Source organism: Frankia sp. R43 (genome assembly GCF_001306465.1).
Lineage (GTDB): Bacteria > Actinomycetota > Actinomycetes > Frankiales > Frankiaceae > Parafrankia > Parafrankia irregularis.
Window position 1 is genome coordinate 91,399 of sequence record NZ_LFCW01000002.1, and the last position, 24,393, is coordinate 115,791.

A 24,393-nucleotide genomic window follows, 5' to 3' on the forward strand; every position below is an offset into this window, starting at 1 on the left:
GTCGGCGCGGTCGGCGCTGTCCGCGGGCACGCGGGTATCCACCGGTCTGAGTGTGCTTGCCGTGGTCGGCCGCGCCGGCACCGGCTGCGCTCGCCTCCCTGTATCGACCTCGCGGTCCGTGCCCAACCGCCGCACGGCGACCCACCGGGGATCCCGCGCCCCCGCACAGCGCGCGCAATTCACCCCACTAGCCGCAAACAGGACAAATGGTCGCTTGACAACCCGCAAGAAGGAAGGACTTTGGTCGTTGCAGCAGCCAAAATCCTTCGTTCTTTGCTCGGTGGACGCGGCGGCCCGAGGCTCGGGATTCCGTGACCGGACCGGATGCACCCGCACGACAGGCCGGTCAGAGGAACGCCAGGCGGGGAAGGCGTGCGTCCGAGCCGAGGACGACGTCCGCCTCGGTGCCGAGCACGCCTTCCAGCAGGGTCGCGTACACCGAGCGGAAGTCGGTGGTCACCCGCAGGTCGCCGTCGTCGAGCGCGGTGAGGCTGGGCTGCTCGCCGAAGCAGCCGCCACGCACCGGGTGGCCCAGGATCAGCACGGGGCCCGCCGTTCCATGATCGGTTCCTCCGCTGGCATTGGGCACGACCCGCCGGCCGAACTCCGAGTAGACCATCGTCGTCACCGCGCCGGCCCGCGGGTCGGCGGCCAGGGCCCGGTCGAAGCGGGTCAGCGCGGCGTCGAGCTCGCCGAGCAGGCGGGCGTGGGTGCCGCTCTCGGCGGCGTGGGTGTCGAAGCCGCCGAGGCTCACCGAGTAGACCCGGGTCGGGACCCCCGCGGCGATCGCCCGGGCCACCAGGTCGAGCTGCACACCCAGCTCACCGCCATCACCGCCGTCATCCCCGGCTGCGCCGGCACCACCGGCACCACCGGAAGCGGCGTCGTCCCCGCCGGGCGCCGCGCCCTCGAGCTGGCCGGAGGTCCCCGCGGCGCGCTCGGGGGCGTCGGCCAGCACCGGCCCGAGCGCTCCGGCGACCGTGAACATGTCGGCCCCGGACCGCGCCACCCGGGCCCGCAGCGGGCTGTCGGCCGGGTCGGGGCGATACAGCGTCCGCAGCAGCTCCCCCGCCCGGCCGTCCGGCGCGGCGAACTGGCCGGTGGGGACGGCCGCGCCGACCGCGTGCTCCCCGACGAGCAGTGGCGGGAGCGTCGGCCCGATCGCCAGCGCGAGCAGCGGATCACCGCCGGACGACCCGGCCCGCGTCGCCGTGGCGTCCAGCCACCGCCCGATCCAGCCGGAGGTGGACGCCGTGCGTGGCGACGCCGACTGCCAGATGGCCATCGACCGGAAGTGGCTGTGGTCCGGATCGGGGTAGCCGACTCCGGACACGACCGCAAGCCGGCCCGCGTTCCACAACCCGGCGAGGCCGGACAGCGCCGGGGCGAGCGCGAGGCCGTCGGCGAGCGGGTGGACGTCCTGGGCCGCCGCGGCGAGGTCGCCGCGGGCGGTGCGGTACGCCGGGTCCTCGATGGGCACGACGGTGTCGAGCCCGTCGTTGCCGCCGTAGAGGGTGACGATCACGAGAATCCCGGTGCCGGCCGCGAGCGGTCGCCGGGTCGCCGCGTCGTGCAGGACATCCCAGCTGACGGCCCCGGCCCCGGCGGCGACGGCCGCCGCCCCGGTCACGCCGGAGGCGAGGAGGAAACGGCGGCGGCTCAGCGGCATGGCGGTCCTTCCGGTTCGGGACGGGGTCGCGGTTCGGCAAGGCCGCGGTTCGGAGCCGGGCCGCGGTTCGGAGCCGGGCCGCGGTTCGGAGCCGGGCCGGGGTTCGGAGCCGGAGCCGGGGCTGCGGAGCCGGAGCCGGGGCCGGGTTTCGGGGCTGGGATCGGGATCGGTCAGGTGACGACGTACTCGGGCGCGAGCAGGGCGAGGGTGACCAGCTGCCGCGGGTCGTCCCGGGCCGCCGACAGCGCGTCGCGGGTGCGGGTGCTCCACGCCGGCACCGAGAGCAGCCGGGCCGCGGCGTCGACCCGTTCACCGGGCGGGACGTCCGCCACCGCCGACAGGTCGGCCAGGCCGGTGACGGCGGTGGCGAACCGGGACCTGGTCAGGCTCGCCGCTGTCGTCAGCCAGGCGCCGCCGGCCGGCCAGCCACCGACGCTCGGCGGGATGAACGGGACCTGCCCGAGGCCGCGCAGCACCGCGATCAGGCGGCTCGGCGCCGCCGCCCCCGCCGCACCCGTCGCCGCCCCCGGCTCCGGCACCGTGAGCCGCAGCGCGCGGAGCACACCGACGACGTACTCCACCGGCTGGACGACCAGCTGCCCGGCGGTGGCGCGCAGGCCCGGCGCGAGCAGCAGCGCGCGCAGGGCCGCGCCGGTGTCGAGACCGGGACCATAGGCGGCCAGCAGCCCGGCGATGGCCGGATCGCCCGGTGCCACCGGTGCCGCGTACCGGCTCCACAGCCGGGAGCACACCCAGCGTGGGGACGCCGGCGTGTGCGTCACCAGGTCGATGACGTCCTCGCCGCCGAGGTTCCCGGTCTGCCCGAGCACGGTCTTGGTGCCGGAGTCATGCTGGCGGGCCAGCACGGTGAACCGCCCGGACCGGTCGGCCCGCCAGCCGGTGAACGCCCGCGCGGCCTCGCGGACGTCGGTCTCGCCATACGCGCCGATACCGAGGGTGAACAGCTCCATCAGCTCGCGGGCGAAGTTCTCGTTCGCGTTGGCCTTGACGTTGCGGCCGGCGTCCAGCCAGAGCAGCATCGCCGGATCCTGGGCGACCGCGAGCGTCAGCTCGTCGAACCGGCCGCGGCCGGCGCGGCGGAGGATCTCGTTCTGCGCCAGCATCAGGGCCGGTGACCGCACCTTCTGGATGGAGGTGGCGAAGTGGCCGTGCCAGAAGAGAGTCAGCTTCTCGGTGACCGGGTCGGCGGTCGCCACCATGCGGCGCAGCCACCAGCCGATCAGCGCCTCGGTGCGCTCCCGCAGGCCTTTCGCGTAGGCGGCACGGGCCGCCTTGTCGGCCAGGTCCGGGGGTCGGTGGTCGGCCTCCCGGTCGAGGTCGGGGGGTGCCACCGCGGCGGGATCCGGGCGGTCGCGTGCTCGTAGCAGGGCGTCGACGGTCGCCTCGAAGCCGGCCTTCTCGGCGGCGTCGAGCTCGTCCGGGCGGGCGCCGAAACCGGCCCGGCGGAACAGCAGCGCGAGGGCCGCCCGGCCCTCGGCCGGTGCGGGCGGGCTGGCGGCCCGGCCCGGTGTGGCGGCGGTTGGGCCGGATGTGGTGGCGAGAGCCATGGCACCGAGGATGGCGGCGCGACATCAGGAACCGGCGAGGGTCCTGTTCGGGTTCGGTAAGGATCCGAATCGGCCCATGCCGGGCGCGAGTCGCCCGCGTGAGGCGTTTCGCGACCGGGTCGGCTGCCGTCCGGGACGCTTCCGGACGTGGCGATCTCACCGTCTCCGGATCGGCGTCCCATCACCGGCGCCGGTTCCGGCACAGTCGACGAATGCGACGCCTTCGGGGCTCCCGCGTCGGCGACGGGTTTCCCCGAACGGCCCATACTGTCACACTCCGCCACCGATTAGCATACGGAATGCGATGTTCGTCTTTGGCGAATCAGATGCGCAGCGGCGCCCGGCGCGGGATTGTCTGTCATGGCGGATCCGCCGGGTCCCGCCGCCGTCCCGCTCAGCCTCGTCCAGTGGAAGGTCGACCGATGCACTTCGAACTCACGTCGGATCAGGAGCAGCTCAGGGCCGGGGCGCGCGAGCTCGCCCGCAGCTTCGGGGACGACTACTGGGCGGACAAGGACCAGAAGTGCGAGTTCCCGTGGGAGTTCTACAACGCGTTCGCCGAGGGCGGCTGGCTCGGCATCGCCATCCCGACGGAGTTCGGCGGCGGCGGGCTGGGCATCACCGAGGCGGCGCTGCTGCTGGAGGAGATCGCGGCGTCGGGCGCCGGCATGAACGGGTGCAGCACGATGCACCTGACGATCTTCGGACTGAACACCATCGTCAAGCACGGCAGCGCCGACCTGCAGAAGGAGATCCTGCCGAAGGCGGCGGACGGCTCCCTGCACGTCTGCTTCGGGGTCACCGAACCGAACGCCGGTACCGACACCACCCGGATCTCCACGTTCGCCCAGCGGGTCGACGGCGGCTACGTGATCAACGGCCGGAAGGTCTGGATCACCAAGGCCGGCGACTCGCAGAAGATGATCCTCATCACACGGTCGACGAAGCGTGAGGAGGTCACCCGCCCCACCGACGGCATGACCCTGTTCCTCATCGACATCGACCGGGACAAGATCGACCTGCGGGCCATCCCGAAGATGGGCCGCAACGCCGTCTCCTCCTACGAGGTGTTCATCGACAACCTCTTCGTACCGGACAGCGCCCGTATCGGCGACGAGGGCAAGGGCTTCAGGTACCTGCTGGACGGGCTCAACCCGGAGCGCATCCTGCTCGCCCACGAGGCGCTGGGAATCGGGCGCGCGGCCATCGAGAAGGCGACCCGGTACGCCAAGGAGCGGGTCGTGTTCGAGCGGCCGATCGGCCAGAACCAGGGCGTCGCCTTCCCGCTCGCCGAGGCCCAGATCCGCCTCGACGCCGCCGAGCTGATGGCACGCCAGGCCGCGTGGCGCTACGACCAGGGCCTGCCCTGCGGGCCGCAGGCGAACATGGCGAAGTGGCTGTGCGCCGAGGCCGGGTTCCAGGCCGCCGACCAGGCCGTCCAGACCCACGGTGGGATGGGCTACGCCCGGGAGTACCACGTGGAGCGCTACTTCCGGGAGTCCCGCGTCATGCGGATCGCGCCGGTCAGCCAGGAGATGGTGCTCAACTACGTCTCCCAGCACGTGCTCGGCCTGCCCAAGTCGTACTGAGCCCCAGGCCCCGGATGGCCGGCGGGTCCCCTCCCGCCGGCCCCGGGAGCGCCGGGCTCAGGCCCGGGTGGAGGAGACGAACTCCAGCAGGTCGGTGCTCAGGCGTTCCCGATGGGTGGCGGGCAGGCCGTGCGGACCGCCCTCGTACACCTTGAGCGTCGCATCCTTGATCAGCTCCGCCGAGCGCTTCCCGCCGACCTCGAAGGGAACCACCTGGTCGTCGTCGCCGTGGATGACGAGGGTCGGCACGTCGAACGCGGCCAGGTCCGGCCGGAAGTCCGTCGCCGAGAAGGCGGCCACGCACTCGTAGGAGCTGCGCAGGCTGGACAGCATGCCCTGGGCCCAGAAGGAGTCGCGGGCCCCCTGCGAGACGTTGCTGCCGGGCCGGTTCGCGCCGAAGAACGGGCCGTCGGCGAACTCACGGTAGGCCTGGGCGCGGTCGTTGACCAGGCTGGTGCGGATCCCGTCGAAGACCTCGATCGGCAGGCCCTCGGGGTTGTCGTCCGTCCGCAGCATGAACGGAGGCACCGCGGAGACCAGGGCGACCTGCGCCACCCGGAACGTGCCGTGCCGGCCGATGTAACGGGTGACCTCTCCCCCGCCCATCGAGAACCCGACCAGTGTCACGTCGTGCAGATCGAGGTGGTCGATCAGGGTCGAGAGGTCGTCGGCGAAGGTGTCCATGTCGTTGCCGTCCCACGGCTGCGACGAACGGCCGTGCCCGCGACGGTCATGCGCGACGACGCGGTAGCCGTGGGCCGCGAGCGCGGCCGCCTGGGACTCCCAGCTGTCCGCGTTCAGCGGCCAGCCGTGGCTGAGCACCACGGGACGCCCCGTGCCCCAGTCCTTGTAGTAGATCTCGGTTCCGTCCTGCGTCGTCACGGCCGCCACGATCGTCCCCTTCTCCGCGTGGGTGGGTGGGGGTTACCTCCCCCTCCCTCACGCTAGGCCCGCCCACGGGAGAACGCGCACCGATCAGGCACCGACCGGCACCGCTCGGGCGGGGCTCGGCGGGGCTCGGCGGGGCTCGGCGGGGCTCGGCGGGGCTCGGCGGGGCTCGGCGGGGCCGGCCGGCGGCTGCGCGAGCAGCCACCGGCCGGCTCAGGCGGCTGTCAGGCCGCGGCGGGGCGGCGGCGCCACGGCCGGAGCAGGCCGCCGGGATCGCGGGCGACCACGCCCGTCACCGCTCCCGAGACGGCACCGCTGACGGTGCCGGTCATCATCGCCGTCACCGCGGCCGCGGCGGTGGGCAGGCGCTGGGCCGGCACGCTGACCCGGGCCCGCGGGGCGCAGTCACGCAGCGCGGCGAGCTCGTCCAGCCACAGCTGCGCGAACCGGTCGTGGTTCGGCACGCTGTCGCTGGCGACGACCATGACGCCGACCCGGTCGTCGACACCGAACATCGCCACGGCCAGATGCTGGCGCCCGACCAGCAGCGGGCCCATGCCGATCAGGCCGGTCATCCGCCGGCCGGCGACGGACAGCGGGCCGCGGATGGTCCGCGCGTTGGTCGCGACCAGCGCCATCTTGCTGATCTGGGTCGGGTAGCTGCCGACACTTGCGAGCATGCGCTTGCTGGCGTACCGCGCCATGGCCGGGAAGTGGGCCCGCTCGACCAGGCCGAGGCCGCCCTTCTTCATCCGCGCGGTCGCCTCGGCGGTCCGGGCGAGACGCCGGGCCGGGTCGGGCTCGCCGCAGTACAGCGGAACCCGCACCCCGGTGTTGTAGTTCGACAGGACGTCCTGCTCGGCCAGCGTGCGGATGCTCACCGGCATGAGCGCGTGGACGGGGCGTGACCCGCTCTCCCAGTCGGCCGGTGACCAGGCGCGCAGCGCGCCGGCGACCGCGGCGAGGTACACGTCGTTCACGGTCACCCCGTGCTGGCGGGCGATCGACCGCAGGGTGCTCAGCTCGGTGGTGACCCAGCTGTGCCGCGCGGGGCCGGACGGCGGGCCGCCCCAGCCGGCGAGGCGGCGGGTCGGCAGCAGGCAGCCGATGCCGCGGCTGACGAACTTCGCGTACTCGACCGGGCGGGGGCGGCGGATCGTCTCCGGCAGGCCCAGGTCGATCCGGTCGCTCTCCCCGAAGAGCAGGTACATGACGCGGTAGAGCGCCATCCCGTCCTGCTGGATGTGGCTGGAGCGGTAGACCATCGCCGTCCGGGTCGCCGCCGGGTCCGGGTCGCGAAGCAGGTAGAGCTTCCACGGCGGCCGGGTCATGTCGACGGGCCGGCTGACGATGCTGTCGACGGCCGCCTGCAGCCGGGCGTCACCGAAGCCCGGGTCCCCGTCGGTGCATGCGTCGGCGGCGGCGCCTTCCCCTGCGCCGGCACCGGCGTCGGCACCCGCGTCGGCACCGGCACCCGCGTCGGCGGGCGGCAGGTCGACGACGACGATGTGGTGGTCGAGGTCCACCCCGGGGTCGGAGACCCAGCGGGTCTCCTTCGCCGAGGATCCCCGCTCGGGCGACCAGATCGTCACGGTCTCCAGCCGGTCGGTCAGCATTCGCGCCCGCGGGTCGCGCAGCCGTTCGGCGATGTGCGCCCGCAGCTCGTCGATGCCCACCTGGGGACCGTCGAAGAACAGCAGGGCGCCGATGTCCTGGTGCTCCCCCGGATTGCGGTCGACGAACGCGAGATACGCCCGGTCGCCGGGGGTCAGCGGGCGCACGTGCGCCGGCGTGTAGTCGGTCTTCCTGAGCGCGCCGAGCAGAGCCATCAGACGCTCCCCCAGCCCGTCCGCGGGCGGTGGGTACAGGTCTGGACCGTCCGGCCCTCAGCCCTGACAAATGAGCGCAACTGTGCGCAAAACGTACCTATACCCATGAACCAATTACAACTGGTCACTAACGCGGTGAGCGTGGCTGTGTCGGACGTCTCCACGCCAGCGTTGTGACACGCACGGCAAGAGGGTTGTCGCAAGTAGCGATGAAGAAGGGTGAGCTGCGGATACGCCGCGTTCCCTCATGACAACGGTACAACCGGCCCGCGGGCACCTAGGTGGCTCGGCACCGGCGCGGCGGCGGCGAGCGGCTCAGTTCCAGTGCGCCGCGGGGCTCATTCCCAGTGCACCGCGAGGCCGTCCCGACGCCCGAACCGCTCCAGGTGCGAGCCCACGACGTCCTTCACCACGTCGAGCTCCTCGGGTCGCCCTTCGGCGGAGCCAGGCGTTCCGGGCGGGTCCGGGCCTGGGCCCCGTCACCCCGACCACCTGCCCGGATATCCGCCGGTAAAAGACCCGGCCCGACCTGGGACGGGAAGGCGACAACACCGGAGGGCACCTTCGGCAGGCACTCCCGAGACGCTGGTCACAGCCCTCCAGAAGGCGCCGCAGAGCGTGTTCATCCAGGATTCCCTCCGGCGGGGGCCCCGATTCCCGGCCGCGCCGGACGAGCCGGCGGCCACGGCGCCTGCATCGCACCGTCCTAGGCCTTTCTCCCCGCGAACGGGCCGCCCAACCACGAGCCGCCAGAGCCCTGACCAGGCATAACCCATGCCCGCGCCGGGTTCGGGACGAACCCGGCGCGGCAACGGAAATCGGTTTCAGCCGCAGCGGCGACCTTCTTTTCCGGCAGCTTCCCGAGTTCCCCGGGCTTTCTTCCGACGGCCGGCCACACCATTCTCCGGCGATTTCCGGCACGGCTCCGCCCAGGCCCCAGGGTGATTCTGAACACGATCCGCCCCCGCACCCGAGGCGGAAAATCGGTTGGCAGCGACCGACCACCGCCGCAGTTCTGGTCCGCCACCACAACCGCCTCCGCCACCAACCGCCGAAGGTGGACCTTGACGATCCTCGACGCCAACACCACCCCCGGGCTCGCCGGGCAGCCGAGCTCCCACGGCCCGCGGCGCGACGCCGCGCCGCTGCTGCCCGAGCGTGAGCCGGTCCGCGTGCTCGGAACGGAGGCGGCCGGCACGGTCGACCCCGACCTGCTGCGCGATCTGCACCGCCGCCTGGTGCTGGGGCGCCGTTTCAACCAGCAGGCCACCACGCTCGCCCGGCAGGGCAGCCTTGCGGTGTACCCGTCGTCCACCGGGCAGGAGGCGTGCCAGATCGCCGCCGCGATGGTGCTGCGCGAGACGGACTGGCTGTTCCCCACCTACCGCGACACCCTCGCGGTGATGGCCCGGGGCGTGGCGCCGATGGACGTCCTGGCGCTGATGAGAGGTCACACGCACTGCGGCTACGACCCGCGCCGGTACCGGACGGCCCCGCTGTCGACCCCGCTGGCGACCCAGGCCTGCCACGCGGTCGGGCTCGCGCACGCGGCCCGGCTGCGGGCCGCCGGCGATCCGGGCGGTGGTCACGACGTGGTGGCGCTCGCACTGATCGGCGACGGCGGGACCAGCGAAGGCGACTTCCACGAGGCGCTGACCTTCGCCGGGGTGCTCAACGCGCCCGTGGTCTTCCTCGTGCAGAACAACGGCTACGCGATCTCGGTGCCGCTGGCCCGGCAGAGCGCGGCGCCGACGCTGGCGCACAAGGCGGTCGGCTACGGCATCACCGGCCGTCTGGTCGACGGCAACGACGCGCCCGCCGTGCATGCCGTGCTCGGCGCCGCCGTCGAGCACGCGCGGTCGGGCCGGGGCCCGGTCCTCGTCGAGGCCGTCACCTACCGCCTGGACGCGCACACCAGCGCGGACGACGCGACCCGCTACCGGACGTCCGAGGAGGTCGAGGCCTGGCGCGCCCGCGACCCGCTCACGCTGCTGGAACGGCACCTGCGCGGCGCCGGCCTGCTCGACGACGCGGGCCTGGCCGCCGTGACCGCCGCCGCCGAGGAGCTGGCCGCCTCGATGCGGGCCGCGGTGGCGCGGACGGAGGAGCCCGACCCGCGCTCCCTGTTCGCCCATGTCTACGCCGAGCCGACCAGCCAGCTCCGGGAGCAGGCCGCGGCCCTGGCCACCCGGCTCGCGGACGAGGCCGCGACCCCCACGACCCCCGCGATCCCCGCGACGCACACCGAGGCCCGGGCATGAGCGGCGCCGGCGGAACGACCATGGTGCAGGCCCTCAACACCGCGCTGCGCGACGCGCTGCGCGAGGACCCCGACGTGCACCTGCTGGGTGAGGACGTCGGCGCCCTCGGCGGCGTCTTCCGGGTCACCGACGGGCTCGCCGCCGAGTTCGGGACCCAGCGCTGCCTGGACACCCCGCTGGCCGAGGCGGGCATCCTCGGCACCGCCGTGGGCATGGCCATGTACGGCCTGCGCCCGGTCGTGGAGATGCAGTTCGACGCCTTCGCGTACCCGGCGTTCGAGCAGCTCGCGTCGCATGTCGCCAAGATGCGCAACCGCACGGCGGGCCGGCTGCCGCTGCCCGTCACGATCCGGATCCCGTACGGGGGCGGCATCGGCGGGGTCGAGCACCACAGCGACTCCAGCGAGGCGTACTACGCCCACACCCCGGGCCTGCATGTCGTCACGCCCGCGACGGTCGCCGACGGCTACGGTCTGCTGCGCGCCGCGATCGCCTCCGACGACCCGGTGGTCTTCCTGGAGCCCAAGCGCCTGTACTGGTCCAGCGAGCGGTTCCCTCCGACCGCGGTGGCGCCGATCGGCCAGGCGGTGGTGCGCCGGCCCGGCACCGACGCGACCCTGCTGACCTACGGGCCGTCACTGCCGGTGTGCCTGCGGGCCGCCGAGGCCGCCAGCGCCGAGGGCCTGGAGCTCGCCGTCGTCGACCTGCGCTCGCTGGTGCCGTTCGACGACGAGACGGTCTGCGCGGCGGTGCGCGCCACCGGGCGTGCCGTGGTGGTGCACGAGTCGGTCGGGTTCGCCGGGATGGGTGCGGAGATCGCCGCCCGGGTGACCGAACGCTGCTTCCACCACCTGGCCGCCCCGGTGCTGCGGGTGACCGGGCTCGACATCCCGTACCCGGCGCCGCTGCTCGAACATCACTACCTGCCCGGCGTGGACCGGATCCTCGACGCCGTCGCCCGACTCCAATGGGAGCAGTGACCTCCGTGGCCGCGGTACGCACCTTCACCCTGCCCGATCTCGGGGAGGGACTGACCTCCGCCGAGATCGTCCGCTGGCTCGTCGCGGTCGGGGACGTGATCGTCATCGACCAACCGGTGGCCGAGGTCGAGACGGCGAAGGCCGTCGTCGAGGTCCCCTGCCCACACGGCGGTGTGATCACCTCCCTGGCCGGGCCGGCCGGGAGCCAGCTCCCGGTCGGCGCGCCCCTGGTCACCGTGGCCGTCAGCGAGGCCGTTGACGAGGCCGCCGCGGGCGAGACGCCGGCCGGCCCGCCGCAGCCTCCGGTCGGCCCGGCACAGCATCCGGTCGCCCCGGCGCAGGATTCGGTCGCCCCGGCGCAGGCTTCGGTCGCCCCGGCGCAGGCTTCGGTCGGCCTGGCTGCCGCGCCCGACGCCGGCGGTCCCGATTCCGGGGGCCCGGGCAGTGGCGGCCCGGGCAGTGGCGGCTCGGGCAGCGTGCTCGTCGGGTACGGCGTCCGGGACGAGCTCGGTGGCTTCGGCACCGCGGGCAGCACCGCGGCCGTGACCGGTGCGCCGCCGCCCCGGACGGGCGCCAAGGTCATCTCACCGCTGGTCCGCCGGCTCGCGCGCGACCACGCCATCGACCTGACCAGGCTCACCGGCAGCGGACCGGACGGCCTGATCCGCCGTGGGGATGTCGAAAGCGCCATCGCCGCCAGCCGGTCCGCGCAGCCGACGACATCCACGCATCCGGCGGCATCCGGCCAGCCGGCGACGTCCACCCAGCCGCCGGCCGGAGCCGGGGCCGGCACGGGCGCCGGGACGGGCGCCGGGACGGGCGCGATCACCGGGCCCGTCGGTTCCGCGGAACCGTCCGTCGTCGCCCTCAGCCCGCTGGCCCGGCACGCGGCGGAGACCTTCGTCCGCAGCCGGCGCGAGGTCGCCGAAGCCACCTGCTGGGTCGATGCGGACGCGACCGCCCTGCTGGCGGCCAAGAAGGAGCTGAACGAGGGCACCGGCGCCGGAGCCGGGGCCGCGGACGGTGCTGCACCGGCGGACGGCCCCATCGGCCTGCTCGCGATCATCGCGCGGATCTGCGTCGCCGCGCTGCTGCGCTTTCCCGACCTGAACTCCCAGGTCGTCACCGATCTGGACGGGCGGGCGACCGCGGTGCGCCGCCACGGTGCCGTCCATCTGGGCTTCGCCGCGCAGACGCCGCGCGGCCTGGTCGTCCCGGTGGTCCGTGACGCGCACGCCCGCAGCACCGCCGCACTCGCCGCCGAGATCACCCGGCTGACCGCGGCGGCCCGGGCCGGCCGGCTCACCCCCGCCGACCTCGCCGGCGGCACGTTCACGCTGAACAACTACGGCGTCTTCGGCGTCGACGGTGCCACGCCGATCATCCACCACCCCGAGACCTCGATGATCGGCATCGGCCGGATCATCCCCCGGCCGTGGGTGGTGGACGGGGCGCTGGCGGTCCGCAGCGTCACACAGCTGTCGTTCACCTTCGACCATCGGGTCTGCGACGGGGCGACAGCGGGATCGTTCCTGCGGTTCGTCGCGGACGCCGTCGAGGCGCCCGCCCGCCTGCTGAGGTTCCTTTGACGACCCGCCCGGTCCTGCCGGTGTTCGACGTTCCCCGGCAGGCAGGCGACAGCCGCCGCCGGCCCCGTCCGGGAAAGGATCTTTTGCCTGCTCACCCGCAGCGATGCACCTACCTCGGGCCGGAGGGGACCTTCACCGAGGCCGCGCTGGGCACGCTGCCCGAGGCCACCACCCACGAGCTGTTCCCGTCCGCGACGGTGGCCGCCGCACTGGACGCCGTACGCGACGGCGACGCCGCGGCGGCGCTCGTGCCGATCGAGAACTCGGTGGAGGGGCCGGTGACCGCGACCCTCGACGAGCTCGCCACCGGCCAGCCGCTCACGATCCGTCGGGAGGTCCTGCTACCGATCAGCTTCGCGCTGCTGGTACGTCCGGGCACCACCCTGGACGACGTCAAGAGCGTCACCGGTCATCCGGTCGCCCAGGCGCAGGTGCGGCGCTGGCTCGCCCGGCACCTCCCGCACGCCGTGTGGGAGTCGGCGGCGTCCAACGCCGAGGGAGCCCGGCTGGTCCGGGACGGCCGCTACGACTGCGCCTTCGCCGGCGAGTTCGCCGCGCGCCGCTACGGGCTGGAGGCCCTGGTCACCGACGTCAACGACGCCGCCACCGCGACGACCCGCTTCGTCCTGCTCGGGCCGCCGGGCCGGGCCGCGGCGCCGACCGGCCGGGACAAGACCTCGGTGGTCGTGTGGCCGGAGGCCGACGGCCCCGACGCGCTGCTGGAGGTGCTGCGGGAATGGGCCGTGCGCGGGGTCAACCTGCTGCGGGTCGAGTCCCGGCCGACTGGCGAGGGCCTCGGCCGGTACTGCTTCTCCATCGACGCCGAGGGCCACATCGGCGACCGGCCGGTCAGCGAGGCCCTGATGGGCCTGCACCGCATCAGCCGCAAAATCCGCTACCTGGGATCATACGAACGCGCGGACCGGGCGGACGCGACGATGCAGGCCCGCCGGGCCGAGCGGAGGTTCGCGCTGGCGGCGGACTGGCTCGCCCGGTGCCTGCACGGTCTCGGCGACAACACGGAGCCCTGACCTGGGAGACCGCGGCGGGGAACGGGGGTGGGTGGCGTGGTCGGTGGCGGCCCGATGTCCGGGGTGCGCGTGCTGGAGGTCGCCACCCATGTGTTCGGGCCGGTGGCGAGCGCGGTCCTGGCCGAATGGGGTGCCCAGGTCGTCAAGGTCGAGCATCCCGGGACGGGCGATCCCTACCGGGCCCTGACCACCGTCGGCCTGCATCCCGAGTACCGGGGAGTCGATCCCTACTTCCAGTCCGCGAACCGGGGGAAGCGGTCGGTCGGCATCGACCTGACCCACCCGCGGGGACGCGAGCTGCTCGACCGGCTCCTGGCCGGCAGCGACGTGTTCGTGACCAACCTGCGTGAGGGCGCCCGGCGCCGGCTGGGCATCGACGTCGACGACATCCGCGGGCGGCACCCGTCGATCGTCTACGTCCGGGCCAGCGCGTTCGGTGCCCGCGGGCCGGACGCGCACCGCGGCGGCTACGACGCCGGGGCGTTCTGGGCCCGCAGCGGCATGCAGCACCTGCTCGGCGCACCGGGCACGGCGGGTGCGGCGGGTGCGGCGGGTGCGGCAGGCACGGCGGACGCGCAGTGGCCGGGGCCGCCGCGGCCGGCCTTCGGGGATCTGGTCGCCGGGCTGGCACTGGCCGGCGGGGTCAGCGCCGCCCTGTACCGCCGGGCGACGACCGGGGAGGGCGCGCTCGTCGACGGATCACTGCTGGCCGCGGGCCTCTGGCAGGTTCAGCCGGACATCATCAACGCCTGGATCGACCAGGCCGAACGCTCAGCCGCGGAACCCGCCGGCGGCTCCGCGGAACCGGACGGCAGCACCGAACCGGGTGGCAGCCTGGAACCGGCTGGCAGCCTGGAACCAGGCGGCTCCGCGGAGCCTGGCGACACCGTAGATCCCGGCGGCACCGTAGATCCCGGCGGCACCGCGGAGGAACCAGACGGCACCGCGGAACCTGGCGGCTCCACCGGCGCCCGGTCCGTCCGGCGCCGGGCCTGGAATCCGCTGATGCTGCCGTACCGGACCGCCGACGGCCGCTTCGTCGCGCTGATGATGCTGTCCCCGGACCGCAACTGGCCCGCGCTCTGCGATGCCCTGGGCCGGTCCGACCTGGCCACCGACCCGCGTTTCGTGGACCTCGACGCCCGCCGCCGCAACGCCCCCGCCTGCGTCGACGAGCTCGACGCGATCTTCGCCGCACGCCCGCTGGCGGCCTGGCGGGAGGCCCTCGCCGGATTCGGGGGCGAATGGGCGGTCACCCAGCATCCGGGTGAGGTGCACGATGATCCGCAGGTGGCCGCCAACGGCTATGTCACCGAGGTCCAGACGGGCGGCGGCTTCGGGATGCCGATGGTCACGACCCCCGTGCAGTTCGACGGACGTCCAGGAAGCCCTACCCGCGCGCCCGAACACGGCGAGCACACCGAGGACGTCCTGCTCGAACTCGGGCTGACCTGGGAGGAGATCCTGCGCCTCAAGGAACATGGCGCGATCCTCTGACAGCAGCTCCCCCGTGCCCGGCGGCCCGACCCACCCAGGCTCGGGCTCGGCTCGGGCTCGGCTCGGGCTCGGGCTCGGCTCGCCGGAAGAGTGAAGGATTTTGGTCGTTCCAAGAGCCAATATCCTTCGCTCTTGCCCGGCAGCAACAGCAATCCCGGCGGCAACCCTGAGCTCGCGAGTTGCTGTCGGCTCCCCAGCGACCAAGATCCCGGGCGGTGGCGGCCAGACGATCGGTTGGGCGCAACTACTCCCCTGTCAGCCACAATGTGGCTAATCTCACCGTCTATGACGCGGGACGAGCACAACGGGGCGCTTCGGCCGTACCAGGCGGTGCGGCCGTCGGAGGAGTTACCCGTCACGTCAGCGTGGTGGAGCCACCCACTCACCGGGCTCCTCGCCGCGATCCGCGCACGGCCCGCTGGTGCCGCGGTAACGGCTGGAACCCCTGGAACCACCGGAACCACCGGGGCCGGACGCTCCGAGGCGGGGGCCGGCCGTGCTGGCGCCGACCTGGCCGGCCGGACCTTCACCGGCCGGAACCTGCGCGGGGCAGACCTGCGCGGGGCCTTCCTCAGCGGCGCCGACCTGCGCGGAGCGGACCTGCGCGGGGCGTGCCTGCGCGGTGCCGATCTGCGGGACGCCGACCTGAGCAGCGCCGCGCTGTCCGGCGCGGACCTGCACGGGGCGCTGCTCGTCGGCACCTATCTCAGCCGCGCGGACCTGCGCGGCGCCGATCTGGGCCGGGTGTACCTGCGCCGGGCCGATCTGCGTGGCGCCTTTCTCGGGCGCGCCGACCTGCGGGGAGCGGATGCCGCCGAGATCGTCCTGCGCGGTGCGGTCCTGCGGGGCGCCGATGCGACGGACGCCGTCCTGGACACCGCGGACCTGCGGGGGGCGGACCTGCGTGGGCTCCGGCTGGCCGGTGCGCGCCTGCTCCGCGTCGATCTGCGCGGGGCGGACGTCCGTGACACCGACCTCGGCGAGGCTGTCCTCTGCGCCGCCCGGCTTGATCGACTGCGCTGGTCCACGACGACGACCTGGCCCCGCGACGAGTGGGCTCACCGGGTGCGCTCGGCCTCCCATCGGACCTCCCCCGACGTGTTCGAGGTCGTCGACGGCTCCGCGCGCTGACCCGCGCCGGTTCCCTTCCTCGCATGACGCTTCGGCCTTACCAGTCGAGTCCGAGACGGGTTCGTCCTACGATCTGCTGATGAGGCTGAGCCTGATGAAGCTGAACCCGCGGCGCACGACCACGGTGTGTGCTCCGAGGTCGGCCTGATGGGCCTGTTCCGGCGCCGCCCCGACGCGGCGCGTGACGACGATCCGGCCCCGACCTTCGGCGGGCGGACGCTGAGCCGGCTGTTCGGTGTCTCGTGCACCGAGTGCCGGCTCGGGCCGGCGTCGTTCACCCGGGTCGCGGCCGAAGCCTACGCCTGGGCCAACACCCACAACGAGCTGCACCACCCGGCCAGATCCTCAGCCCGGGTCGTCACGCACCGCTGACCACGGCTCACGACTCACGGACCGCTGACCACGGGCTCACCCGCCGCCGACGGCGACGGCAGCCGAGCGCGGTGCCTGGTGAGCGAGAGCCAGATGTTCGCCGGCGAGGTCGATCACGATACCCGACCCGTCCGCCACCTCGCCGGCGACCAGGGCCCGACCGATGCGGGTCTCGACCTCCCGCTGGATGAAGCGGCGCAGCGGCCGGGCGCCGAACACCGGGTCGAAACCCTCCCGGGCGATGAACTCCCGGGCCTCGTCGGTGATCTCCAGTGTGATCCGACGCTCGGCCAGGCGGACGCGCAGGTCCGCGAGAAGCAGGGTGACGATCCGCTCGATCTCGACCAGGGTCAGCGGCTTGAACAGCACGGTCTCGTCGAGCCGGTTGAGGAACTCCGGCCGGAACCGCTCCCGCAGCTCGGCCGTCACCCGGGAACGGGCCTCCTCGTCGATGTCCCCGTCCGGCCCCACCCCGTCGAGCAGCCACTGCGAGCCGATGTTCGAGGTCATGATGATGACGGTGTCGGAGAAGGAGACCGTGCGGCCGCGGCCGTCGGTGAGCCGGCCGTCGTCGAGGACCTGCAGCAGCGTGTTGAAGACGTCGGCGTGCGCCTTCTCGATCTCGTCGAGCAGAACGACGCTGTACGGCTTGCGGCGCACGGCCTCGGTGAGCTGGCCGCCCTCCTCGTGGCCCACGTAGCCGGGCGGCGACCCGATGAGCCGGCTGACGGTGTGGCGCTCCTGGTACTCGCTCATGTCGATGCGGATCATCGCGTCCTCGGAGTCGAACAGCGCCTCGCACAGCGCGCGGGCGAGCTCGGTCTTCCCGACGCCCGTCGGGCCGAGGAACAGGAACGATCCGACCGGGCGCCGCTGGTCGCGGATGCCGGCCCGGGCCCGGATGACCGCGTCGGCGACCAGCCCGACGGCCTCGTCCTGGCCGACCACCCGCTCGTGCAGGATGTCGTCCAGGCGCAGCAGCTTCTCCCGTTCGCTCTCGACGAGGCGGGTGACGGGGATGCCCGTCCAGCGGGACACGATGTCGGCGATCTCGTCCTCGGTGACCTGCTCGCGCAGCAGCGGCTGGCCCTGCTGGCGCCCGCCGAGCCGGTCCTCCTCGGCGGCGAGGCGCCGGCGCAGGTCGGGCAGCTTCCCGTGGCGCAGCTCGGCGGCGGTGTTCAGGTCGTAGGCACGTTCGGCCTCCTCGGCGCGCCGGCGTACCTGCTCGACCTCCTCGCGCAGGTCCCGCACCCGGCGGATCGCCTGGCGCTCGGACTCCCACCGGGCCCGCATGGCGTCCGCCTCGGCCCGCAGGTCGGTGAGCTCCTTGCGGAGCTGGTCGAGCCGGGCGACGCTGGCCGGGTCGTCCTCCTTGGCCAGCGCCGCCTCCTCGATCTCCAGCCGGGTGACCCGTCTGGTGGTCTCATCGAGGGCGGCGGGCATGGAGTCGATGTCGGTGCGCAGCATGGCGCAGGCCTCGTCGACGAGATCGATCGCCTTGTCGGGCAGGAACCGGTCGCTGATGTGGCGATGCGACAGCACCGCCGCCGCCACCAGGGCGCCGTCCTGGATGCGCACCCCGTGGAAGATCTCGAACCGTTCCCGCAGCCCGCGCAGGATCGAGATCGAGTCGGCGACGGACGGCTCGTCGACCGCCACCGGCTGGAACCGGCGCTCGAACGCGGCGTCGGACTCGATGTGCCGGCGGTACTCCTCCACCGTGGTCGCGCCGATCAGATGCAGCTCGCCGCGGGCCAGCATCGGCTTGAGCATGTTCCCGGCGTCCATCGCGCCTTCGGCCGCACCGGCACCGACGACCGTGTGCAGCTCGTCGACGAACAGCAGGATCCGGCCCTGCGCGGCCTTGACCTCGGCCAGCACCGCGGTGAGCCGCTCCTCGAACTCCCCGCGGTACTTCGCCCCGGCGATCAGCGCCGCCAGGTCCAGCTGGAACACGATCCGGTCGCGCAGCCCCTCGGGGACGTCCCCGTGGTGGATGCGCTGGGCGAGGCCCTCGACGATCGCCGTCTTGCCCACCCCCGGGTCACCCAGCAGCACCGGGTTGTTCTTCGTCTTCCGGGAGAGGATCTGGATCACCCGGCGGATCTCGGCGTCCCGCCCGATGACCGGGTCCAGGCGGCCTTCGGCCGCGGCGGCGACGAGGTCCTGGCCGTACTTCTCCAGCGCCTCGTAGGTCGCCTCCGGGTTCGGCGAGGTCACCCGCTGGTTCCCACGGATCCCGGTGAGGGCGGCGAGCAGCTTCTCCCTGGTCACACCGCTGCCGGTCAGCAGACGCCCGGCCGCGGTCGTCGGGCCCTCCTCGGCGAGGGCGAGCGCGAGATGCTCCACCGAGACGTAGTCGTCACGCAGCCGCGCCGCCTCGCGGGCGGCGGTGTCCAGCAGGCGGGCCATCCGCTGGGTCACGTACACCTCGCCCGGGCGCGCGCCCGGCCCGGACACCCGCGGCCGCCGGTCCAGCTCGGCCGTGACCGCCTCCGCCAGCGCGGCCGGGTCGGCACCGACATCCGCCACCAGCCGCCGGACGAGGCCTTCGGACGGTTCGAGCAGCGCGGCGAGCAGATGCTCGCCGTCGACCTCGGCGTTGCCCTGCCGGACGGCGCGGGCCTGGGCCTCGTCCAGCGCCTCGCGGGACTTCTCGGTCAGCCGATTCATGTCCATCGATGCAGCACCTCGCCTCGGGCGGGTCGGTCGGCTCGCAGCAGCCGTTCCAGATCGTCGATGCGGTCGAGCAGGTCGAGCACGACCCCGGACGCCGTGTAGGTGATCCCGAGATCGCGCCGCAGCCGTTCGATGCGCCCGGCGCGGGCCACCGCCCGCGCTTCCAGGACGTACCGGCCACCCGGGTCGGTCTCGGCGTCGAGCAGGCCCAGCGCGACCAGCCTGCGGACCAGGTCGGGATGCAGGTGGGTCACGGCGCAGAACGCGTCGAGCTCGAGGCGGTCGGGGCCGCCGGGACGGTCCGCGCCGCCAGGGCGGTCGGGGCCACCGGGTCTGTCGGGGCCACCGGGTCTGTCGGGGCCGCTGCCCGCGGGACGGTCGCCCCGCGGCTGGACCCGGACGAGCAGCGCGTTCATGCCGCCTCCCTCACCGTCATGCCGCCTCCCTGGGGTTGAAGGAGGAATCCCGGGCGAGCTCGCGGAACAGCTCCGTCTCACGTTCCGTCGGGCTGGCCGGGACCATGATCCGAACCTGCGCGTAGAGGTCACCGCCGCCCGGTTGTTTCCGTCCGGGCAGGCCCCGGCCTCGCAGGCGCAGCCGGCGGCCGCTGGAGGTGCCCGCCGGCACGGCGAGGCTCACCCGCTCGCCGTCCGGCGTGCCCAGGCTGACCGTGGTCCCCAGTGCGGCCTCCCACGGCGTCAGCGGCAGTTCGGTGTGGACGTCTCGCCCCTCGACCCGGAACCGCGGGTCGGGCAGCAGCCGCACCACCAGGTACAGGTCGCCGGCGCTCCCGCCGCCCCGGCCGCGCCCGCCCTGGCCGGCGAGCCGCAGCCGCTGGCCGTCGCGGATGCCCGCGGGGATCGTCACCTCGATCTCCCGCGGGCCGTCGGCGCCCGGTAGCGTCACCCGGCGCCGCCCGCCGTGGTACGCCTCGCTCAGGGTGGCCTGGATCTCCGCCTCCTGGTCGGCACCGGGCACCGGGCCGGCACCGCCCCGCCGGCGGGAGAAGGCATGCGCGCCCATGCCGAACAGGTCGCCGATGTCGAACCCCTCGAACCCCTCGAAGCCGCCGCCGAATCCCCCGTCGAAGCCGCGAAAGCCCTCGGCGTCCTCGAAACCGAACCGCTGGCCGGCTCCCCCACCGGCTCCACCGGCCCCGGCCCGACCGCCTCGGCGGGCGCCGGCCCGCGCCCCTGCCGCCCAGTGCTCCGCCCCTTCGGGGACGCGGCGGAAGTCGGCGCCGAACCGGTCGTAGCGGGCCCGGGCACCCGGGTCGGAGAGCACGTCGTACGCCTCGGACAGATCCTTGAACCGTTCCTCGGCCGACGGATCGGAGTTGATGTCCGGGTGGTACTTCCGGGCGAGCTTGCGGTACGCCCGCTGGATCGCGTCCGCGTCGGCGTCCCTGGGAACGCCGAGGACCTCGTAGAAGTCCTGGCCGGTCGCCCCGGTCGCGCCGGTCGCGCCGCCGCTCACGGCGACGTCCCCGGCGGCGTCCAGGCCGGTCGTCCCGCCGACCTCGGCCCCGCCGGCCTCGGCCCGTCCGGCCGCGGCGATTCCGGCCGCGGTGCTTCCGGCCGACGGCCCACCGTCCATGGCGTCTGCGGCGCACGTGGCGCCTGCGCTGTCTGCGGCGTCTGTGGCGTCCCCGTGTGCGGGCCGGCGCTCACCGCGACCGACGCGGGCCGCAGCACCCGGCCGTCCGCGGCGAACCCGGAACGCAGGACGTCCATCACGGTGCCGGCGGGTGGCGGGTCCGGTGTGGCCGAGATGTCGACCACCGCGCCCACCTCGTGCCGATTCGGGTCGAACGGGCCGTGCTCGTCGTCCAGCCGGACGACACCGCAGCGGCGCAGCGCCTCCAGCGCGAGCTGGCGCACCCCGCGCACCCCGTCGAGCAGCGAGCCGGGGTCAGCGGACGCGTGCGACAGTGCCAGCTCAAGGTGATCGAGCACGGGCAGCCAGGCGAGCACGACCCGGTCCCGCTCGGCGGTCCGGGCCGCCGCCAGCTCCCGGCCGGTGCGGCGGCGGAAGTTGTCGAAGTCGGCCAGCGTCCGCAGCTGTCGGTCCCGGCATTCCTCCAGCTCGACCGCCAGGTCCGGCGCCGCCGGTGCCTTCTCGGGACGCCCGTTCTCAGTCATCGCCGCGGGTGGTGAACTCGGCGTCGATCACATCGTCACCTTCCGCGCCGCCCCGTCCAGCACCAGCCCCGCCAGCCTCACCGGGCCCGCCGGCCGCTCCGGCTCCCGTTCCCGCTCCTGTTCCCGCGGAGCGACCGCCGCTCGGCGCCGACGCCGTCTCCCGCGCCGCCGCCGACGGCAGGCCGTAGAGCACCTGCTGAAGATCGTTCACCAGCGGGCGGACCCGGTCGAGATCGGCCCGCTCCTCCAGCGCCCGGCGGGCATCGGTGATCAGCTGATCGGCACGGGCCCGCTCGTGCACCGGCACCTCGTCGCCGAGTTCCGTCAGCCGACGTTCCACCTGGTAGACGATCGTGTCGAGCTGGTTGCGGGCGTCGGCGTTCTCGCGCAGCGCCGCGTCCTCCGCACGGTTGCGCTCGGCGTCGGCGACCATCCGTTCGATGTCCTCCGACGGCAGGTTCGTGTTCTCGGAAATGGTGATCTGCTGTTCCGCGCCGGTGTCGGCGTCTTTCGCGGTGACCTTCAGAATGCCGTTGGCATCGATGTCATAGGTGACGTCCACACGGGCCTCGCCGCGGGCCGCCGGGCGTATTCCCTCCAGCCGGAAACGGCCCAGCGTCCGATTGTCCGCGGCCATCTCACGCTCGCCCTGCAACACCACGATGTCGACGGCCGACTGGTTGTCCTCGGCTGTCGAGAACGTCTCCGTGCGCCGGGCGGGAATCGTGGTGTTGCGCTCTATCACCCTGGTGCTCACACCACCGAGCGTCTCCACTCCGAGCGAGAGCGGGGTGACGTCGAGCAGCAGCACGTCGGACACCTCGCCCTTGAGCACCGCGGCCTGCACGGCGGCACCGACGGCGACGACCTCGTCCGGATTGACGGTCATGTTCGGGTCCTTGCCGGCCGTGAACCGGCGCACCGCGGCCTGCACCGCCGGCATTCTGGTCGCACCGCCGACCAGAATGACCTCGTCGATGTCCTGCTCCGCGGTCTTCGCGTCCTTCATCGCCTGGCGCAGCGCGGGTGTGCACCGCTCCAGCAGGTCGGACGTGCTCGCCTCGAACTGCGCCCGGGTGAGCGTCGTGCTCAGGTGCTGGGGACCGTTCGCGTCGGCCGTGATGAAAGGCAGACTGACCTGCGTCTGGGTGACCGACGAAAGCTCGATCTTGGCTTTCTCCGCCGCCTCGAACAGCCGCTGCAGCGCCTGCGGATCCTTACGCAGATCGATACCGGACGTCTTCGCGAAGTCGTCCGCGAGGACGTCCACCAGGCGGCGGTCCCAGTCGTTGCCGCCCAGGTGGGTGTCACCCGCCGTCGCCCGCACCTCGACGATGCCGTCACCCACGTCGAGAACCGAGACGTCGAACGTGCCGCCGCCGAGGTCGAACACCAGGACGGTCTCATGTGACCGTTTCTCCAGCCCGTAGGCGAGCGCCGCCGCAGTCGGCTCGTTGATGATCCGCAGGACCTCCAGGCCGGCGATCCGGCCGGCGTCCTTGGTGGCCTGTCGCTGCGCGTCGTTGAAATAGGCCGGTACGGTGATCACCGCTTCGGTGACCCGCTCCCCCAGGAACCGGCCGGCGTCGTCCACCAGCTTGCGCAGCACCATCGCCGAGATCTCCTCGGGCGCGTACCGGCGCCCGCGCACCGCGATCCGGACGGCGTCGTCCTTTCCCGGCTCCAGATCGAAGGTGACGGTCTTGAGCTCACTGGCCACCTCGCTGTAACGGCGGCCGATGAACCGCTTCACCGAGGTGATCGTGCCCTTCGGGTTGAGGATCGCCTGCCGGCGCGCCAGCTCACCCACCAGCCGCTCGCCGCTCTCCGTGAAGGCGACCACCGACGGTGTCGTGCGCGAGCCCTCGGAGTTGGGAACGACGGTCGGCTGACCGCCCTCGACGACCGCGATAACCGAGTTGGTCGTCCCCAGGTCTATTCCAACAGCCTTTCCCACAATGTCCTCCCGCTGGGGGATCGTCCTGCGCAGCGTTGCCACCGAAAACGGGCGGTTGCCGCCGAAAGCCGTCACGGGCGCGCACCTGGCTCGCGGGTTTTCCAGCACCCGTGGGAGAACCACGATCACCGGCCGCCGTCGTCTGTGTCACCGGACCCGCCGATGCTGTCTCACCGGACCGATGGCGCCTGACTGTGCGATACCACTGGTTGCCGCCCCAAAACTCGGCGAGCGTTCGGTGGGCCGTAGCGGCTCCTGCCGTACCCGATCAGGCCGATCAGGCCGCCTGCGCCCGCCCGAGTTGCCGGTCGGACGGCGCGGACAGACCATCGCCAGGTAGCCGACCGAGGGCATCGAGGGAGGTACCACGATCATGTCTCATCCTGTGCGCGCCGGGGGCGACCGACCGCTCCCGACCGTCCGCTGGGACCCGTTCCGCGAGATCGAGGACGCCTGGAGCCGAATGGGCAGCCTGCTCGGTGACGTCGTCGGAGGCGAACGCCGGCCCTACGGCGTCCTGGCCGGCCGGACGCCCGGCCTGGACATCGAGGAGACCGACGACGCCTTCATCGTGGAGCTGGAGCTGCCCGGTGTCCGGTCCGAGGATCTGTCGATCGACCTGCGGGACAACGAGCTGACGGTGAGTGGCGAGGTCAGGGAACGGGAAGCCCGCGGAACCCTACGCCGCCAGGGCCGGCGCACCGGTCGTTTCGAGCACGCGATCGCCGTCCCCGGCGAGGTCAACCCGGATACGACAACCGCCAGCCTCGACTGCGGCGTCCTGACACTGCGCCTGCCGAAGGCCCACCGCAGCCAGCCCCGCCACATCAGCGTCTCCGAGCCGACGTCCACGGAGACGTCCACGGAAACGACGTGACGTTCCCGGGAGCGGGGCATCCAGATCGGGGTCAGGCTTCGCCGGGCGTCGAAGCGGACACCTCGGCGAGCAACGCCCTGGCGTTCCGCGTCGAAGGGTGATCGGGCCCGAGCACCCGCTCCCGATCAGCGACAACACCCTCGTACAGCGCAACCGCGCGGTACCGCGTCATCCCGCAAAAGCTGCGAGACCGCTGTCCAGAACACCAGGGAGGACGGCGCACCCCACGGGAGCGCCGCCGCCGGAAAGCCGGTGTCGACGAGCAGCACACGCGCTTACGCGGGATCAAGAAGCGGTCGGAGAGGGCTCGGATCTGTGGGCCCGACCGGCCTTGT

18 protein-coding genes and 1 pseudogene are annotated in these 24,393 nt (G+C 73.3%); 9 read left to right on the plus strand and 10 right to left on the minus strand.

Going from position 1 to position 24,393, the window contains the following annotated elements:
• Window positions 1-346: 346 nt before the first annotated feature.
• Window positions 347-1,669: a DUF1501 domain-containing protein gene (locus ACG83_RS08030; RefSeq protein WP_054565566.1), complete on the minus strand. Its 1,323-nt coding sequence runs from the start codon at window positions 1,667-1,669 to the stop codon at window positions 347-349.
• 170 nt (window positions 1,670-1,839) lie between these two features.
• Window positions 1,840-3,237, minus strand: a complete 1,398-nt coding sequence (locus ACG83_RS08035) for a DUF1800 family protein (protein WP_054565567.1) — start codon at window positions 3,235-3,237, stop codon at window positions 1,840-1,842.
• A 422-nt stretch (window positions 3,238-3,659) separates the two neighbouring features.
• On the opposite strand from ACG83_RS08035, the gene ACG83_RS08040 reads away from it, so the two are divergent.
• The gene (locus ACG83_RS08040; RefSeq protein ID WP_054565568.1) at window positions 3,660-4,826 is read left to right on the plus strand and encodes an acyl-CoA dehydrogenase family protein; all 1,167 of its coding nucleotides are present in this window, start codon (window positions 3,660-3,662) and stop codon (window positions 4,824-4,826) included.
• 57 nt (window positions 4,827-4,883) lie between these two features.
• Here ACG83_RS08040 and ACG83_RS08045 read toward each other — a convergent pair whose 3' ends face one another.
• From ACG83_RS08045 to ACG83_RS47880, 3 genes and pseudogenes are all read right to left on the minus strand, one after another.
• Window positions 4,884-5,717 carry an alpha/beta fold hydrolase gene (locus ACG83_RS08045; RefSeq protein ID WP_054565569.1) on the minus strand — a complete coding sequence of 278 codons (834 nt, stop codon included), beginning with the start codon at window positions 5,715-5,717 and terminating at the stop codon, window positions 4,884-4,886.
• A gap of 221 nt (window positions 5,718-5,938) precedes the next feature.
• A complete protein-coding gene (locus tag ACG83_RS08050) occupies window positions 5,939-7,543 on the minus strand; it encodes a WS/DGAT domain-containing protein (protein WP_054565570.1) in 1,605 nt (534 codons plus the stop codon).
• 338 nt (window positions 7,544-7,881) lie between these two features.
• A pseudogene (locus ACG83_RS47880) lies at window positions 7,882-7,962 on the minus strand (DUF2218 domain-containing protein); the annotation flags it as partial.
• 645 nt (window positions 7,963-8,607) lie between these two features.
• On the opposite strand from ACG83_RS47880, the gene pdhA reads away from it, so the two are divergent.
• The 7 genes from pdhA (at window position 8,608) to ACG83_RS08085 (ending at window position 16,404) form a co-directional block, all read left to right on the plus strand.
• Window positions 8,608-9,804: a pyruvate dehydrogenase (acetyl-transferring) E1 component subunit alpha gene (pdhA, locus tag ACG83_RS08055; protein WP_054565571.1), complete on the plus strand. Its 1,197-nt coding sequence runs from the start codon at window positions 8,608-8,610 to the stop codon at window positions 9,802-9,804.
• Entirely contained in the window at window positions 9,801-10,784 is a 984-nt protein-coding gene (locus ACG83_RS08060; RefSeq protein WP_054565572.1) for an alpha-ketoacid dehydrogenase subunit beta, read from the plus strand. The genes pdhA and ACG83_RS08060 overlap by 4 nt, the downstream gene beginning before the upstream one ends.
• 5 nt (window positions 10,785-10,789) lie before the next feature.
• Entirely contained in the window at window positions 10,790-12,373 is a 1,584-nt protein-coding gene (locus tag ACG83_RS08065) for a dihydrolipoamide acetyltransferase family protein (protein ID WP_054566480.1), read from the plus strand.
• An 83-nt stretch (window positions 12,374-12,456) separates the two neighbouring features.
• Window positions 12,457-13,404 carry a prephenate dehydratase gene (pheA, locus tag ACG83_RS08070; RefSeq protein WP_054566481.1) on the plus strand — a complete coding sequence of 316 codons (948 nt, stop codon included), beginning with the start codon at window positions 12,457-12,459 and terminating at the stop codon, window positions 13,402-13,404.
• Between the two features lie 54 nt (window positions 13,405-13,458).
• The gene (locus ACG83_RS08075; protein WP_054566482.1) at window positions 13,459-14,901 is read left to right on the plus strand and encodes a CaiB/BaiF CoA-transferase family protein; all 1,443 of its coding nucleotides are present in this window, start codon (window positions 13,459-13,461) and stop codon (window positions 14,899-14,901) included.
• Between the two features lie 285 nt (window positions 14,902-15,186).
• Window positions 15,187-16,032, plus strand: a complete 846-nt coding sequence (locus tag ACG83_RS08080) for a pentapeptide repeat-containing protein (protein ID WP_054565573.1) — start codon at window positions 15,187-15,189, stop codon at window positions 16,030-16,032.
• A gap of 147 nt (window positions 16,033-16,179) precedes the next feature.
• On the plus strand, window positions 16,180-16,404 hold the full coding sequence (locus ACG83_RS08085) for a hypothetical protein (protein WP_054566483.1): 225 nt from the start codon (window positions 16,180-16,182) through the stop codon (window positions 16,402-16,404).
• Window positions 16,405-16,440: 36 nt separating this feature from the next.
• Here ACG83_RS08085 and clpB read toward each other — a convergent pair whose 3' ends face one another.
• From clpB to dnaK, 5 genes are read right to left on the minus strand one after another with little or no spacing between them, the layout of a single operon-like run.
• Complete coding sequence (gene clpB / locus ACG83_RS08090) at window positions 16,441-19,083, minus strand: ATP-dependent chaperone ClpB (RefSeq protein WP_054565574.1); 2,643 nt, start codon at window positions 19,081-19,083, stop codon at window positions 16,441-16,443.
• Window positions 19,074-19,499 carry a chaperone modulator CbpM gene (locus tag ACG83_RS08095; RefSeq protein ID WP_054565575.1) on the minus strand — a complete coding sequence of 142 codons (426 nt, stop codon included), beginning with the start codon at window positions 19,497-19,499 and terminating at the stop codon, window positions 19,074-19,076. Before ACG83_RS08095 ends, clpB begins: the two co-directional genes overlap by 10 nt.
• Before the next feature lie 16 nt (window positions 19,500-19,515).
• On the minus strand, window positions 19,516-20,559 hold the full coding sequence (locus tag ACG83_RS08100; protein WP_054566484.1) for a DnaJ C-terminal domain-containing protein: 1,044 nt from the start codon (window positions 20,557-20,559) through the stop codon (window positions 19,516-19,518).
• On the minus strand, window positions 20,556-21,224 hold the full coding sequence (grpE, locus tag ACG83_RS08105) for a nucleotide exchange factor GrpE (protein WP_054565576.1): 669 nt from the start codon (window positions 21,222-21,224) through the stop codon (window positions 20,556-20,558). Before grpE ends, ACG83_RS08100 begins: the two co-directional genes overlap by 4 nt.
• On the minus strand, window positions 21,217-23,181 hold the full coding sequence (gene dnaK, locus ACG83_RS08110) for a molecular chaperone DnaK (RefSeq protein ID WP_054565577.1): 1,965 nt from the start codon (window positions 23,179-23,181) through the stop codon (window positions 21,217-21,219). The genes grpE and dnaK overlap by 8 nt, the downstream gene beginning before the upstream one ends.
• Window positions 23,182-23,554: 373 nt before the next feature.
• Between dnaK and ACG83_RS08115 the strand changes: the two genes are divergently transcribed.
• Entirely contained in the window at window positions 23,555-24,058 is a 504-nt protein-coding gene (locus ACG83_RS08115; RefSeq protein ID WP_054565578.1) for an Hsp20/alpha crystallin family protein, read from the plus strand.
• Window positions 24,059-24,393: the final 335 nt, after the last annotated feature.